This is a genomic window from Pseudoalteromonas sp. A757, assembly GCF_004103285.1.
Classification (GTDB): domain Bacteria; phylum Pseudomonadota; class Gammaproteobacteria; order Enterobacterales; family Alteromonadaceae; genus Pseudoalteromonas; species Pseudoalteromonas galatheae.
In genome coordinates, this window is the sequence record NZ_QNQN01000073.1 from 344,165 (window position 1) to 357,935 (window position 13,771).

12 protein-coding genes are annotated in these 13,771 nt (G+C 42.0%); 3 read left to right on the forward strand and 9 right to left on the reverse strand.

Features of this window, described 5'->3' with window-relative positions:
- Nucleotides 1-59: 59 nt before the first annotated feature.
- A complete protein-coding gene (locus tag DRB05_RS18875) occupies nt 60-1,274 on the reverse strand; it encodes a pyridoxal phosphate-dependent aminotransferase (RefSeq protein ID WP_095727258.1) in 1,215 nt (404 codons plus the stop codon).
- 353 nt (nt 1,275-1,627) lie between these two features.
- Nucleotides 1,628-1,972 (reverse strand): Hpt domain-containing protein, encoded by a 345-nt coding sequence (locus DRB05_RS18880; protein ID WP_128728292.1) that lies wholly within the window; start codon nt 1,970-1,972, stop codon nt 1,628-1,630.
- A 119-nt stretch (nt 1,973-2,091) separates the two neighbouring features.
- Between DRB05_RS18880 and DRB05_RS18885 the strand changes: the two genes are divergently transcribed.
- Together DRB05_RS18885 and DRB05_RS18890 are read left to right on the forward strand one after the other, a co-directional pair.
- On the forward strand, nt 2,092-2,682 hold the full coding sequence (locus tag DRB05_RS18885; protein ID WP_128728293.1) for a tRNA-uridine aminocarboxypropyltransferase: 591 nt from the start codon (nt 2,092-2,094) through the stop codon (nt 2,680-2,682).
- Between the two features lie 9 nt (nt 2,683-2,691).
- Complete coding sequence (locus DRB05_RS18890) at nt 2,692-3,480, forward strand: CLCA_X family protein (protein WP_128728294.1); 789 nt, start codon at nt 2,692-2,694, stop codon at nt 3,478-3,480.
- Here DRB05_RS18890 and DRB05_RS18895 read toward each other — a convergent pair.
- From DRB05_RS18895 to apbC, 3 genes are all read right to left on the reverse strand, one after another.
- Complete coding sequence (locus tag DRB05_RS18895) at nt 3,440-5,905, reverse strand: EAL domain-containing protein (RefSeq protein WP_128728295.1); 2,466 nt, start codon at nt 5,903-5,905, stop codon at nt 3,440-3,442. The two genes, DRB05_RS18890 and DRB05_RS18895, sit on opposite strands and share 41 nt — an antisense overlap.
- 456 nt (nt 5,906-6,361) lie before the next feature.
- Nucleotides 6,362-6,946, reverse strand: coding sequence for a dCTP deaminase (dcd, locus tag DRB05_RS18900; RefSeq protein WP_128728296.1), 585 nt, complete (start codon nt 6,944-6,946; stop codon nt 6,362-6,364).
- 2 nt (nt 6,947-6,948) lie between these two features.
- Nucleotides 6,949-8,052 carry an iron-sulfur cluster carrier protein ApbC gene (gene apbC / locus DRB05_RS18905; protein WP_128728297.1) on the reverse strand — a complete coding sequence of 368 codons (1,104 nt, stop codon included), beginning with the start codon at nt 8,050-8,052 and terminating at the stop codon, nt 6,949-6,951.
- Nucleotides 8,053-8,254: 202 nt separating this feature from the next.
- On the opposite strand from apbC, the gene metG reads away from it, so the two are divergent.
- Complete coding sequence (metG, locus tag DRB05_RS18910) at nt 8,255-10,291, forward strand: methionine--tRNA ligase (protein WP_128728298.1); 2,037 nt, start codon at nt 8,255-8,257, stop codon at nt 10,289-10,291.
- 56 nt (nt 10,292-10,347) lie between these two features.
- On the opposite strand, the gene DRB05_RS18915 is transcribed toward metG, so the two are convergent.
- The 4 genes from DRB05_RS18915 to DRB05_RS18930 form a co-directional block, all read right to left on the reverse strand.
- Nucleotides 10,348-10,971 (reverse strand): LysE family translocator, encoded by a 624-nt coding sequence (locus tag DRB05_RS18915; protein ID WP_128728299.1) that lies wholly within the window; start codon nt 10,969-10,971, stop codon nt 10,348-10,350.
- A gap of 93 nt (nt 10,972-11,064) precedes the next feature.
- Nucleotides 11,065-11,865: an AraC family transcriptional regulator gene (locus tag DRB05_RS18920; protein WP_128728300.1), complete on the reverse strand. Its 801-nt coding sequence runs from the start codon at nt 11,863-11,865 to the stop codon at nt 11,065-11,067.
- Between the two features lie 49 nt (nt 11,866-11,914).
- Nucleotides 11,915-12,541, reverse strand: a complete 627-nt coding sequence (locus DRB05_RS18925; RefSeq protein WP_128728301.1) for a LysE family translocator — start codon at nt 12,539-12,541, stop codon at nt 11,915-11,917.
- A gap of 524 nt (nt 12,542-13,065) precedes the next feature.
- Nucleotides 13,066-13,713 carry a TetR family transcriptional regulator gene (locus DRB05_RS18930; protein WP_128728302.1) on the reverse strand — a complete coding sequence of 216 codons (648 nt, stop codon included), beginning with the start codon at nt 13,711-13,713 and terminating at the stop codon, nt 13,066-13,068.
- Between the last annotated feature and the right edge of the window lie 58 nt (nt 13,714-13,771).

Here is a 13,771-nt window from a genome sequence, read left to right on the forward strand (position 1 = left end):
GCGTCAGATTTACTCCTTCAAATTGAGCAAGTACTAAGACTAATTTGTATTACAAGATATTACTGACTGTAATGTGCAAAAAAGCGCTTTACTCTATCCATTGCGGGCTGTAAATCATCTTTATGTGGCAAAAACACTAATCTAAAATGATCGGCACTAGGCCAGTTAAAAGCGCGTCCGTGGACAAGTAGAATTTTTTCTTCTTTGAGCAAGTCCAGCACCATGCGCTCATCATTCTTAATATTAAACCGTTTCACGTCCACTTTTGGAAACGCATAAAGTGCGCCCTTTGGCTTTACACAGCTTATCCCTTCAATATCGTTTAAACCTTTAAACGCAATATCACGCTGCTCATACAAGCGCCCACCCGGTTCAATGAGTTGGTCGATGGATTGTATGCCTCCAAGCGCTTGTTGAATGGCGAACTGTGCAGGAACATTGGCGCATAATCGCATAGAGGCGAGCATTTCTAAGCCTGTAATCAAATCCTGCATCACTGAATGCTTACCACTGATCACCATCCAACCCATGCGGATCCCGGCCGCACGATAGGTTTTTGCTAAGCCGTTAAAAGTGATAACTGGTATATCATCACAAAGACTTGCTATTGAAAAATGCTCCGCACCGTCATATAAGATCTTTTCGTAGATCTCATCACTCAGTATTAATAGCTTGTGTTCTCTGGCAACGTCAATTAATGCCTCAAGCAATGCTTTGTCATATACCGCACCGGTCGGATTGTTTGGATTGATCAGCACCAACGCTTTGGTACGACTCGTGATTTTACGCTTGATATCTTCGATATCTGGAAACCAGTCTTGCTCTTCATCACAAAGATAATGCACTGGATTACCGCCAGATAGTTTAACGGCAGCAGTCCATAACGGATAATCCGGTGCGGGGATCAACACCTCGTCACCATCATTGAGTAAAGCTTGTGCGGTCATTTGGATCAATTCACTGACACCATTGCCAATGAAGATGTTATCAACACTAATATTAGGAAAGCTTTTCTGCTGATAATATTGGTATACGGCAACTCGAGCAGAATATAATCCTTTTGAGTCACAATACCCCTGCGCAGAATATAAGTTTTTTATAATGTCTCGGTGCATATCTTCTGGCATATCAAAGCCAAATGCCGCCGGATTACCAATATTTAATTTGAGGACTTTCATGCCCTCGTCTTCCATTTTTCTTGCTTGATCCAACACTGGACCACGAATATCGTAACTCACCCCGTTTAGCTTATTACTTTTTGTTATTTGTAGCATCTATAACCCCCTCATTTTGCTCAAGCATATATCACAATGCCGTCTAAATTCTATGCTTGTGATAACTTTTTATGCTGCAAAAAAGAAACGTATAAAATGAAGTTGATAGGGTGGGACAAGTAATACCGATTTGCTTAATTAAGTGATCCGTTCTGAGACGGGAAAGTTCTATCGATAACCAAACAAAAATTTTGCTATTTGTTTGTTCTCAGCGAGAAATTTTTAACACAGTTGATGTCAGAATTGCTCCTTCAAATTAAGCAAGTATTAAGATAAGTTGGCCTATTCACAACACTAGGTTAAAAAAGGCCGTATACACGACCTCATTCTTTACACTTTGGATTACGTTAATTTTAAGAATGTACTTCCAGCCACTGCTGTAATTTAGCTTTTGAACCTGCAACTTGCGCTGCTAGCTTCGCAATTGAGTCATCGACAATGTCCGCCTCGCCATGAATTAGGGCGTGCTCAATCGCCTTTGCCAATTCACTCAAACTAGCAGCCCCAAATTGAGCAGCATTAGATTTCAAACTGTGAGCATGACGAATAGCAGCTTCTTGATCCTGATTCAAGTTCAGCATCAACTCCGATTCTAACCGCTCGAATTCCGAACAACAAAAATGAACCGTATCTTCGAATTGCTCGCCCAGTAACATTTGCATGTTCTCTAAGGCACTTTCATCTATCACGATGCTCATAATTTTCCTTAAGTTTAATATTCTATTACTTATGCTAGCCAAATCTGGTTTCTTGTGCAAAGTAAATACAGGCAAGATATGATAAAATGTGACTTAAATTAAAAAATGCCTCATCAATCATGAAACGTAATACCTGTCCAGTCTGTCGATTTCCCACAAACACTTGCGTTTGCAGCTATATTGGAAACACAATATCAAATACAACCCAAGTTATTATCATGCAGCACCCAAGCGAAGTAAAAGTTGCCAAAAATACAGCAAAGCTACTCGCCTTGCAGTTAGATAGGTTTACGCTTTATGTTGGAGAAAATACCGCTGATTTTGAGGAATTAATTAACTTCTGCCGCTTAAATCACGTCGCTGTGCTATACCCAAGCAGCCATGCCAAAACCCTAACTACAGAATATAACTTCGATCAAACGCTTGATGCTATCATCTTATTGGATGGTACGTGGAAGAAAGCCACTAAGCTTTATAATCTCAACCCGTGGCTAAGCCAGTTGCCCAGTTTTCAGTTCGATTCGGTAAATGCGAGTGAATATACTATTCGTAAATCTAAACATGAATACAGTTTATCAACACTTGAAGCGGCAGCTCAATTTCTCGAGATTGTAGATCAATGCGAAACTGCGGATCTCTATAAGCTTCAAGCAGGCATGGTGAAAGAACAGATGAAGCTCATGCCTGATGATGTTAAGGCTAGGTATTGAAGGAAGAAAATGCCAAGCTCTAGACTACAGCGTGGATATGCTCGCCACGGACCCGATTATCGATTCGGCGATCAAGTGGATTTTAGTGAAATCAAGCAGACCTTTGGCTTTAAAACCATGACCATTGGTAATTGGGTTACGCCCGAAGAAACCCGTTTATCCGCCAATTTAATTTATGATGCTCTTGCAGATCTAGCCCAAATATTACAGGTACCACCTGAAGTCATAGGCCTTCGGGGAACACTTCACTTTGCCTTTGGTACAGGCGGTCAACAAGGTGTTCAAGCGCATTATGCCGCAAATACCAGAACACTCGCTTTGGCAAAAAATGCCGGTGGTGGTGCACTCGCCCATGAATGGTGGCATGCTTTTGACCACTATATTTGCCAGCATTTAATAACACAGCCAAAGAAACCTTTTGCATCATCTGCTTGGCTACTTTCTACTGAGACCGTACGACACCCATTGAACAATGCCTTAGCAACTTTCTTTGCGCATACCTTTTTAGATGAACAACATCAAAAGCCAAATCGGTTTTTTCATACCGCTAAGATTGCTGATAGCGCAAATAGACAAATTTATTACGCACTACCCGAGGAATTAACCGCTCGAATGTTCGAGGCCATTATTGCCTATCACAGCGATATATCAAATTCATTCTTGGCCGCAGGAATTAAAGATTCTGAGCAAGAAAAGCTGGGAATTTACCCGACGAGTGAACATAGAACACGCTGCGCTAAGCCCATTTTTAACTACTTCAGCGAACTAGGAAAGATTTTATATCGCCGGCATAGGTGACTTTACTTAGCCAACTCTTAAATTCGTTAAACGGTAACGGACGTGAAATAAAATAGCCCTGTGCAAAGTCGCAGCCATAGGCCTGTAAACGAATATAGCTATTGATATCTTCAACCCCTTCAGCCACCACTTTTGATCCTAAACTGTGTGCCATATCACAAGTTGCCTTACAAATACTTTGATTACTTTTGGATGTCTCAATATCCATCACAAAGCTTTTATCAATTTTAAGCTCATCAAATCCAAGCTTACTCAGGTATGCAAGTGAGGAATATCCAGTACCAAAGTCGTCTATCGCTACTTTTACGCCGATTGAACGGTAGTCATTTAACACCCCTTTAAGCTCGGCTTCATTTCCTATTGTGACAGATTCTGTGATCTCTATCATAATCTGTGAAGGTGCTAACGAAAGCTCATTGATAAGTGTAATGAGCTGTACCGACAACTCTCTTCGACTTAAATCACGACCAGATACATTTATCGAAATAACGTGTTCAGGCAATAGCTTTGTTATCTCGGCTTGATAACGCAGTGCATGCTCGATCACCCACTCCGTGATTTCGTAAATTTGCCCTGAAGACTCGGCGATAGGAATAAATTCGTCAGGTGGAATGTAACCAAGTTCAGGGTGGAGCCACCGTAGTAATACTTCCGAGCCGAACACCCTCCCGGTCCCAAGGTCAACCTGTGGCTGAAAAAACAAACTAAACTGCTCATGCGCTATCGCACTTTTGAGAAATGAGGTGAGCTTTAAATGTCGTTCAGTGGAAATAGAACTTTCAACGTCAAATAAATGCCAGCGTTGACCATTATGCGATTTAGTATTCAGTGCCTGCAGTGCGCGCTGGATCAGCTTTTCAGTAGATTTTGCGTGCATTGGATAATTCGCCACACCTACTTCTAAACTATCTACTATTTGCGTGCCCTTATAGCCAATTCCTTCTTCAAAAACGGAAGATAAAATACATACATATTGCTCAACTTGACTGACTTCAATTTTACCGTCAAGCACGATGGCAAACACTTGATCTTCGAGACGATAAATTGGTGTTTCTCCTTTATTTGCAACTGCAGCGCTACCATAAGTATTGATCTGTTCGGAAACCTCTTTAAATAGCTTATTGATGTGCTGATTTGCAAAAGTTAAACCAAAGCTCAACCTTATTGATGGTAGGATAAGTGGTTTAAAGAGCACTAGGGTATGCGCTTTATTTTGCTCCTCAAGCTTAGCGAGTGAGCCAAACAGGGCGAATTTATTGGGCAGTGAAGTCTCTTTATCATACTCAGCATAATGAATATACATGCGCCGCTTTTCTGCATCATGCCAAACCACAAACAGGAGTAACAACATTAAATGCAGGCTGATCAATACATAGTTTACGGCTGATATTTGCTCACTTGGCTGTATCAATTGACTTCCTGCAAAGCCAATTAATACCGCCACCATGGGAGACCAAATTGCGCAGCAGAAATAGACTTCTTTGCGACTGTCTTTATCTTGGCTTACCAGAATCATTATAATTAACGCGATTGCCCCGATAACCATAATTGATTGCAAAGCAAGCGGTAAATCCACTTTTGCAAATGCAACGACGATACCGCTTAATAAATAAACATGGGCAGTCGTCTTGATGATTAGCTTCGTCTTTCGTTCAAGCCTATTTTTGGTGAGGAAGTGATGAAAAAACAAAAGGGTGAAGCCAAGTGAAAAACACACAAAGCTGCCACTGTAATGTAGAAAATGAATACTATTTTGGTAGCTAAAAAAGATATCCGCAAGTCCTTTATGAGCTACGTACAAGCAGGCTAATGACAGCAAATAGCCACTAACCGAAAGCAGACTTAGGCGCTTCGAAATAACACCGGTACTGAGCATAAAGATACTCAGTAAAAATATCACCCCTAGAAATAGCCCAGTTAAAAATAAATGAGCATTGGTATTTTTGATATACACTTCATAGGGTTCAATGCTCACTCGCGACACGGCAACATAAGGTGATTGAACTTTAACGATTAACGGCTCAACATGGCTATTGGTATCAATCACCAAATGGGGTGAAAAATGTCTCAATGATGTATGGTTATTACTATTGGAAATTTGAATTAATTTTCCAGTAGAGTCAGTGGTAAAAAACTCAACACTGCCCATAGATGGACGTGAAACTGTTAGCACTTGGCCTGACGAATCAGCATAAATAAGATTCGTGACTCGAAGCCAAACAGCCACCCCCTTCGGAATAATTACAGCCTCTTGCGATTCACTAAATTGGGCTTCGGCAAAGTCACCGTAACCTACCGAAACTAGTGGTCTTGCTTCTATATTTTTTGCAGCCAACTGCGTTTCAGCAGAAGCCGACATCGCAAAAGTACAGCTCACAATTATCATAAACATCAACGTGACATACCTAGCAGTGCTAAGCCACATACCCATTCTCCTTGAGTCACTTTGACGGTGATTTATTAGCCTATTCATTATCCAAAGAACCAAGCGTTATCATTCAGAAAAACACTAACCCTCACGGTTATTAATTAAATTCCATTGAAAATCAGTAGGCTACGTCATTCTCGCGCCAACACGTATTCACTTTGTCTTCTGTAGCCATTTACATGATGTATCGTTCGACAACATAAAAACGTATTGTTGTAAGTATGGTTTGGATCAAAGCAAATGCAAAAATATTATTGAATTTAAATCGTTATGACTGATTTGGTGTGAGCTCAAAAATGTAAAGGTGGTGTGCCGTTATAGGAGGTCTAATATTTAATTTTAAGATTGGAATAACAACTTGTTCTCTAGCCGTTGTTATTCCAAACATAAGGGTCAAATTTGCTTATAGTAGGCTAACGACTAGCGCGCCAATCCATCCGCCAAAGTATTCCATTAACTGTCGTCACTAATACGTGAAGCAACCGCACTAGTTTGATCCTTATATTTGGCGTCTTTGCGCTCGTTATAAGGAAATTGCGCGGCACTGGTCATCGTTTCAAAACTCATCGCACCTATTTTCATATTTGGCCTAAGTGCCAAAGGTAACTTACCGGAGTTGTAAAACTCCAATACGATGTTTCCAGACCAACCGGGATCGATACGATGCGCAGTAACATGAACCATTAAACCAAGTCTTGCCAGCGACGAGCGGCCATCTAACCAACCAACAAGGTCGGCAGGTAGCGTTACCTTTTCATACGTCATTGCCAGCGCAAGCTCACCAGGGTGCAAGAAAAACGCTTGGCCATCTTCTAACACAATTTCGTCACTCATGATGGATTCCATCGCGGCATTGATCTGATCTTTAGGACCACTGAGATCAACGTAAGGCGCGGCATGGTCCTGAAACACTCTGAACTTGTTACCCAGTCTTAAATCCACGGTAACGCCTGAAATCATATCAGGCTTTGGGGTCGGTTCGATGATTATGCGTTGTTGTTCGATCGCTTCTCGAATATGGGTATCCGATAATCTCATTCTTAGTCTTCCGTCATCACAATCTCAACACCCGATGTTGAGTCTGATTGGTAATATAACATACTGGCAACCAGTTGGGCACAATCAACATAGTGATCTGCTATACCATGATTGTCAGTCTTACTTTCTGAACTAGGCTCACGGGTCGCGGCAATGATATCTTCGCCCTGCTCTGTTGCTGTTCTAATTTGGTCGTTAAGCGGTACTTCCGCAAGTAAAGGCACACCATAGCGACTCGCCAACGTGGTGCCACCAGAGTGACCAAAAATATGGTTGCGGCTACCACATTGCGCACAATTGAAGTAACTCATATTTTCGACCAAACCTAAAATGGGGAGCTGCACTTTTTCAAACATCGCGATGCCCTTCTGTGCATCTGCAAGCGCCAATGTTTGAGGAGTGGTGACAATCACCGCGCCACTGGCTGGCACTTTTTGCGTCATAGTGAGTTGGATATCTCCTGTGCCTGGTGGCATATCAACAATCAGATAATCCAGCTCGCCCCAATCCGTTTCATTTAACAATTGAGTAAGCGCTTGAGAAGCCATTGGTCCGCGCCAAACAGTGGCGTCTTCTGCAGGGACTAAAAAGCCAATAGACATGGCTTTAATGCCCGACTTTTCAATTGGTAGTAAGGTTTTATCATCTTTCGCCTGAGGTTTTTCATCCTCAAGAGCCAGTAAACTAGGTAGCGAAGGGCCATAAATATCAGCATCTAGCACACCGACTTTCGCGCCTTGAGCACGTAGCGCATACGCCAAATTAATCGCAGTGGTAGACTTTCCCACTCCGCCCTTACCTGAGGCAACAAGAATAATATGTTTAATGGCTTTAAATTTTGGTCTGCCGACAACGACGACTTTCGATGTCACCTCAACGGGCTTGCCTAAGTGTTGCTGTAGATAACTAGCAACATCTTGGTCGCATTGGATGGCAAATGGGAAATTAATTTGTACTTGAATTTGCGCCTTTGATTCTTGTGTTTTGATCACCCAGTTTGCATCAATGCCCACTGGTAATGCGGCACTACGATAACCATTTAAAAGCTCAATGATTGCCTGTTTGGTGTTTTTTCCCTTGGCAAACCATTTTTCCAGTCCAAACATACAAATTAAACTCCTCTGGGTGATGAAAATAGCCACGGAATTATGTAACATTCAACTCATTAAAACCAGTCAATTCGCGGTTCATGGTCTGAACTAAGGTGAGTCACTAAGCACACTTGTCCATTCAAGTGTTAACTCGGTGAATAATCAACCAATTCAACACCATCAATTAGAAAGATCGCGCTAAATTCATGGAATCGTTATGACGAAGAGAAAAATTCTCATTACCAGTGCATTACCATATGCAAATGGCCCCACACACTTAGGCCACTTGCTGGAATATATTCAAACCGATATTTGGGCTCGCTTCCAAAAGCTACAAGGCCATGAAGCCTATTATGTATGTGCGGACGATGCGCACGGCACACCAATCATGCTAAATGCACAGAAGCAAGGTATCACGCCTGAAGAAATGGTTAAGCAGGTAAGTATTGAGCGTCAGCGTGACTTTGCAGACTTCAATATCAAGTTTGATAACTATCACAGCACACACAGTGACGAAAACCGTGAACTAAGCGAGCTAATCTACACTCGTTTAGACGAAAAAGGCTATATCAAAAAGCGCACGATTTCACAGTTATTTGACCCAGAGAAAGGCATTTTCCTACCAGATCGTTTTGTTACTGGCACTTGCCCGACTTGTAAGTCTGAAGATCAAAATGGCGACAGCTGTGATGCCTGCGGTGCAACCTACAGCCCAACAGAATTAATTGAGCCAAAATCAGTGATGTCTGGTGCGACACCCATCTTGAAAGACTCAGAGCATTACTTCTTTGACTTACCAGCGTTTGAAGACATGCTAAAAACATGGCTACGCTCAGGTAGTCTGCAATCTGAAATGGCGAACAAGCTAGACGAATGGTTTGCAGACGGCTTGCAGCAATGGGATATCAGCCGTGACGCCCCCTATTTTGGTTTTGAAATACCAGGCGCGCCTGGCAAGTATTTCTATGTTTGGTTGGATGCACCAATCGGCTACATGGCAAGCTTCAAAAGCCTTTGCGAGAAACAAGGCCTAAACTTTGACGAGTTTTGGGGTGAAGGATCTGACGCCGAGCTTTATCACTTTATCGGCAAAGACATCATCTACTTCCACAGCCTATTTTGGCCTGCGATGCTTGATGGCGCTAATTTCCGTAAACCAAATAACGTATTCGCTCACGGTTTTGTCACCGTGAATGGCGCTAAGATGTCTAAATCAAAAGGCACTTTTGTAAAGGCTCGTACTTATCTAGAGCATTTAGACCCTGAATATCTACGTTATTACTATGCAGCTAAACTAAACAGCGGCGTTACGGATTTAGATCTAAACTTAGAAGATTTCGCGGCACGCGTAAACTCAGACTTAGTGGGCAAAGTGGTAAACATCGCAAGTCGGTGTGCAGGCTTTATTACTAAGAAATTTGACGGCAAGCTAAGCGGCTCTGTTATGGACGAAGCACTATTAACTAGCTTTGTTGCTGCAAAGGATTCAATCGCGACACATTTTGAAAACCGTGAATACAGCCGCGCAGTGCGTGAGATCATGACCCTTGCTGACAAAGCAAACCAGTTTATTGATGCCGAAGCGCCTTGGGTGCTTGCAAAGAATGAAGAGACGCTTGAGCGTGCACATCAAGTGTGCTCTATGGGTCTTAACCTATTCCGCGTACTACTGACTTATTTAAAGCCTATCCTTCCAGGTATGGCGAAAAATGTAGAAGCTTTCTTAAATACTGAGCTTACTTGGGAAAGTGTTAACAACGCTCTTGTTAATCATGAGATCAATAAATTTAAAGCGCTAATGCAGCGTGTTGAGCTTGATAAAGTGAATGCGATGATCGAGTCGTCTAAAGAAAGCCTTGAAAAGAAAGTGGGTGGTCAATCTGTAGCAGCAGATCCGAATAGCCCGCTTGCCAAAGAGCCAATCTCTGCGGAAATCGAATTCGATGATTTTGCCAAAGTTGATCTGCGTGTCGCAAAAATTGCTAACGCAGAGCATGTTGAAGGTGCAGATAAACTGCTTAAACTTACGCTTGATTTAGGTGGTGAAACGCGCCAGGTATTTGCTGGCATTAAATCGGCTTATTCACCTGAAGATCTTATCGGCAAGTTAACAGTAATGGTTGCAAACCTAAAACCTCGTAAGATGCGTTTTGGCATGTCGGAAGGCATGGTATTGGCCGCTGGCCCCGGTGGTAAAGAGATTTACATCTTAAATCCAGACGAGGGCTCACAGCCTGGCATGCGAGTGATGTAATCACCCTAATACTTGTATACAAATAAAGGCTTCTATTTTGAAGCCTTTATTTTTGCTCAGGTCAAACCTTCGCGCCAAATTTCATTGTCGAAAATTAACCAAGCCGCGACCAGATACAAACAGCCGCCGTAAAACCGATTCAACCATTTATTATAATTTGGGTCATTCGACACTCGCGCCAACAAATCACCAGCTTTAATCCACACCAAATGCACCGAAATATTAAGTATCGCAAGCCACAACACCAGAATTAAATTGCCCAACGCGCCGAAGGTCTCATTTGCTTGCTCACTAAAAAGCGTAAACATAACAAAGACTAATACCCATCCTTTGCTATTCAATATTTGCAGCAACGCTCCATCTATAAAACCTAATTTTTTGTTATCATTTGCTGGGGTGTTCTTAGTCGCGGCAAAAAACTTCGTTGCCAGATATATGAGGTAAATTGCACCTATCAATTGCATAATATTCAAAGCCACGGGGTGAGACTCAACGACTTTGCCAAGACCATACCCCACCAGCAGCGACTTTAGAATATACACTACGTCAACTCCGGCCAAGAGTCCTAATGACCGCCTCACTCCGACGTTCGCACCTGATGCGGCAAATACGATATTTGCAGGTCCAGGACTAAAAACTAACGGGAACATGGCACTAAACCAAATGATAAACAAACTCATGGTTGAAACTTCTCCTTTGTGAAAGCACACAAAGTACAGAAATCGCAAGGCATGTTCTTGTACAAAATTGAAATTAAGCCAAAGGCCTAGATATCAGCACCTATAATTAGACGGTGATACCCCATATGCCCGCTTGAAGTTACGACTAAAATGGCTTTGATCATAAAAGCCACAGGTTAGCGCCGTGTCCACACACGTCATGCCCTTAGCAAGCAGCAGCTTGGCCTTTTGGATTTTAATTTGCAGGAGGAATTGGTGTGGAGTCAGGCCAAATGCAGAATTAAAACCTTTAATTAATTGAAACCGAGTGCTGTCCGTTAAACACTCTAACTCATCGAGTGAAATATTTTCTTGCCAGTTATCAAAAAGGTAATCTCTTGCACGAAACACGCTGTGAGTATCAATAAAAGCAGTGTTTTCAGGGTTTGTCACTGAGCCATACTGAGTAAACACCTTTTCTAAGGTCATCAGCAACAACGACTCTTTTGTCAGTGTGAAACTGGCTTGCTCCATGGCTTGATGAAGCTGCAATAAACCTAAAAACAGACGATTATCATCAATGATGGTGCGAGTAACAACGGGCGCTAAGTGCACACTCATATTATCAAAAAGTCGCTGTAGAAATGCGAGATCAAAGTAAAACATTCGATAGCGCCATCCACTTGGCACACCTGGGAATCCGGTGTGCACTTCAGAAGGGTTGATAGCAACAACGTGGTGTTTAGGCACAATCAACTTTTGCCCGCCATAGAGAATACCTTCAGCACCCTCTTCTATCACGCCAATAGCCAATTCATCATGCCAATGTTTGGCAAACTCAAATTTAGTATATTGCGCTGATAAAAGCTCGACACCCTCAACAGACTTGTCTTTCCAGATTTTAGACTTTTCCACGTGTAACTCTATTACTTTGGATTACCTTTTTAAGTCACCTTTGATTACTCTACTTCTCGCTCGCGATAACTTTTCCAGCTAATCCCAGCAGCAATACGCCCGAGATACCTTCAAGGGCACGAGAGTACCGCTTAGCATTAGGACGATTAAATAGCCAGCTTCCGGCTACCGCGTAAATCAAGTTACAAAGTGTCGCCAGGGCACTAAACAACATGCCGAGCATTAAAATTTGCAGCGAAGTGGAATGTGCTGAAAGGTCAACAAATTGCGGTAAAAAGGATAAGAAAAACAAAGCCACTTTAGGGTTTAAAACACTTACCAATACCCCCTGCATAAAGACATTGCCTGTTGCAACCTCGGTTTGTTTTAACTGAAGTTGACTATCGCCACGCCACATCGATAATAACGACTGAATCCCTAAATAAACTAGGTAAGCAGCGCCAAGCCACTTCACCACAGTAAACGCAAAGGCCGAGCTTAAAATAATTGCTGATAATCCTAAACAAGCGGCAATAGTATGAATGAAGTAACCAGTGCCTAAGCCTAATGCAGCCTTTAACCCTGCAGACATTTTACCCTTCATTGTATTGGACACAATATAGATCACATCGGGGCCTGGAATGAGGTTAATCGCGAGACACGCCACCGCAAACACAGCCAAAGATTGCAAGTCCATCAAAATTTTCCTTTTAAAACAAAACTTCGTCGTAAGTTATCAGTACCGACGAATTTGTACAACTAATCTAGCTGCGCTCATGCTTTTGATATTGAAGTTTTTGCCAGTGCTTATCTTTTTACTACGCTGTTGCCATAATTTCTCATTAGCTCAACTAGGTTTAGTTTATCTTTTAAGTTTATTTTTCCGGCAATCTGACTGGTATTTATAAAAGCCAAGTTACCTCACATCCTTGTTGAGCAACACAAAAGAAATGCTAATCAAGCGCAGTCCTTTGGGTTCACCTGGGTGCGCTTTGTTCATTGTTTCTCAACTTTTGCTTAGTTAGATTGCTAACCGGCAAGTCAAGCGTTGCACCCCTCAAGAGAACAAAAACCAAACAGCAAAGTTGAATAACCCCTAACAATTCTCCGCTTGGCTATACCAGAGGTCATTCGATTATACCGAGGATTCTACTCTCGAGTTTCTATCAGCTATTCACACTCATCTGTAAAATAAAACCAATATGATTAAGAATAGTGTCGTCATGATGTCTTCTGTTCAGCAATTTGAGAGAGAAACACGTTAAAGATGGCTTGTTGATGTTCACCAAGCGCTTGCCAATGCTGAGTGTTTTTGCTCTCAATACCCAGCAATGGTTGTATTACGGGCGGTACTAAAAATGGAAATGAAGATAGACTAAGGCAAGTTAACAATAACCACTCAACACGAATAGGTTTCGATGGCACGAGTTGCCTAAACGCCGAATTCAATATTTTTACTCCAACTTCCACATGCTCCAAGAAGATCCGTCTAATGATCTCATGCTCCTTAGAATGAGTATCGTGTAACGCAATCAAAATGATCTTCGGAAGTGTTGGGTAAGTGCTCATCACTTGGTAATAGTTCTCAACAAACTGAGTCAATATAATCGGCGATACATCTTGTAGCTGTGACACCTTAACTTCCTCAAGTAAACCTAGTAAAGGAGCTGCAACTTCACGAAATACCGCTTCAAACAAACCCGCCTTATCGCTAAAATAATATTTTATTAAAGCGACGTTCACGTCAGCCTGCTCAGCTATTGCTCTCGTAGTGACGCGATTATAACCTTTTCTAATAAATAAGTTTTTTCCCGCTGTCACCAGTTTATCCCTCGGTGTCTCCGCAATCTCTACTAACTCTTCAGTCATATTTTTACTCCTTTAATCGCATGATTAATCATACTAGAGTAAAAGTAGATATTTCACG

Excerpts from the sequence above, each read along its gene's own strand:
- DRB05_RS18875 (WP_095727258.1), bottom strand. The coding sequence starts at position 1,274 with ATGCTACAAATAACAAAAAGTAATAAGCTAAACGGGGTGAGTTACGAT.
- DRB05_RS18880 (WP_128728292.1), bottom strand. The coding sequence starts at position 1,972 with ATGAGCATCGTGATAGATGAAAGTGCCTTAGAGAACATGCAAATGTTA.
- DRB05_RS18885 (WP_128728293.1), top strand. The coding sequence starts at position 2,092 with ATGAAACGTAATACCTGTCCAGTCTGTCGATTTCCCACAAACACTTGC.
- DRB05_RS18890 (WP_128728294.1), top strand. The coding sequence starts at position 2,692 with ATGCCAAGCTCTAGACTACAGCGTGGATATGCTCGCCACGGACCCGAT.
- DRB05_RS18895 (WP_128728295.1), bottom strand. The coding sequence starts at position 5,905 with ATGTGGCTTAGCACTGCTAGGTATGTCACGTTGATGTTTATGATAATT.
- dcd (WP_128728296.1), bottom strand. The coding sequence starts at position 6,946 with ATGAGATTATCGGATACCCATATTCGAGAAGCGATCGAACAACAACGC.
- apbC (WP_128728297.1), bottom strand. The coding sequence starts at position 8,052 with ATGTTTGGACTGGAAAAATGGTTTGCCAAGGGAAAAAACACCAAACAG.
- metG (WP_128728298.1), top strand. The coding sequence starts at position 8,255 with ATGACGAAGAGAAAAATTCTCATTACCAGTGCATTACCATATGCAAAT.
- DRB05_RS18915 (WP_128728299.1), bottom strand. The coding sequence starts at position 10,971 with ATGAGTTTGTTTATCATTTGGTTTAGTGCCATGTTCCCGTTAGTTTTT.
- DRB05_RS18925 (WP_128728301.1), bottom strand. The coding sequence starts at position 12,541 with ATGGACTTGCAATCTTTGGCTGTGTTTGCGGTGGCGTGTCTCGCGATT.
- DRB05_RS18930 (WP_128728302.1), bottom strand. The coding sequence starts at position 13,713 with ATGACTGAAGAGTTAGTAGAGATTGCGGAGACACCGAGGGATAAACTG.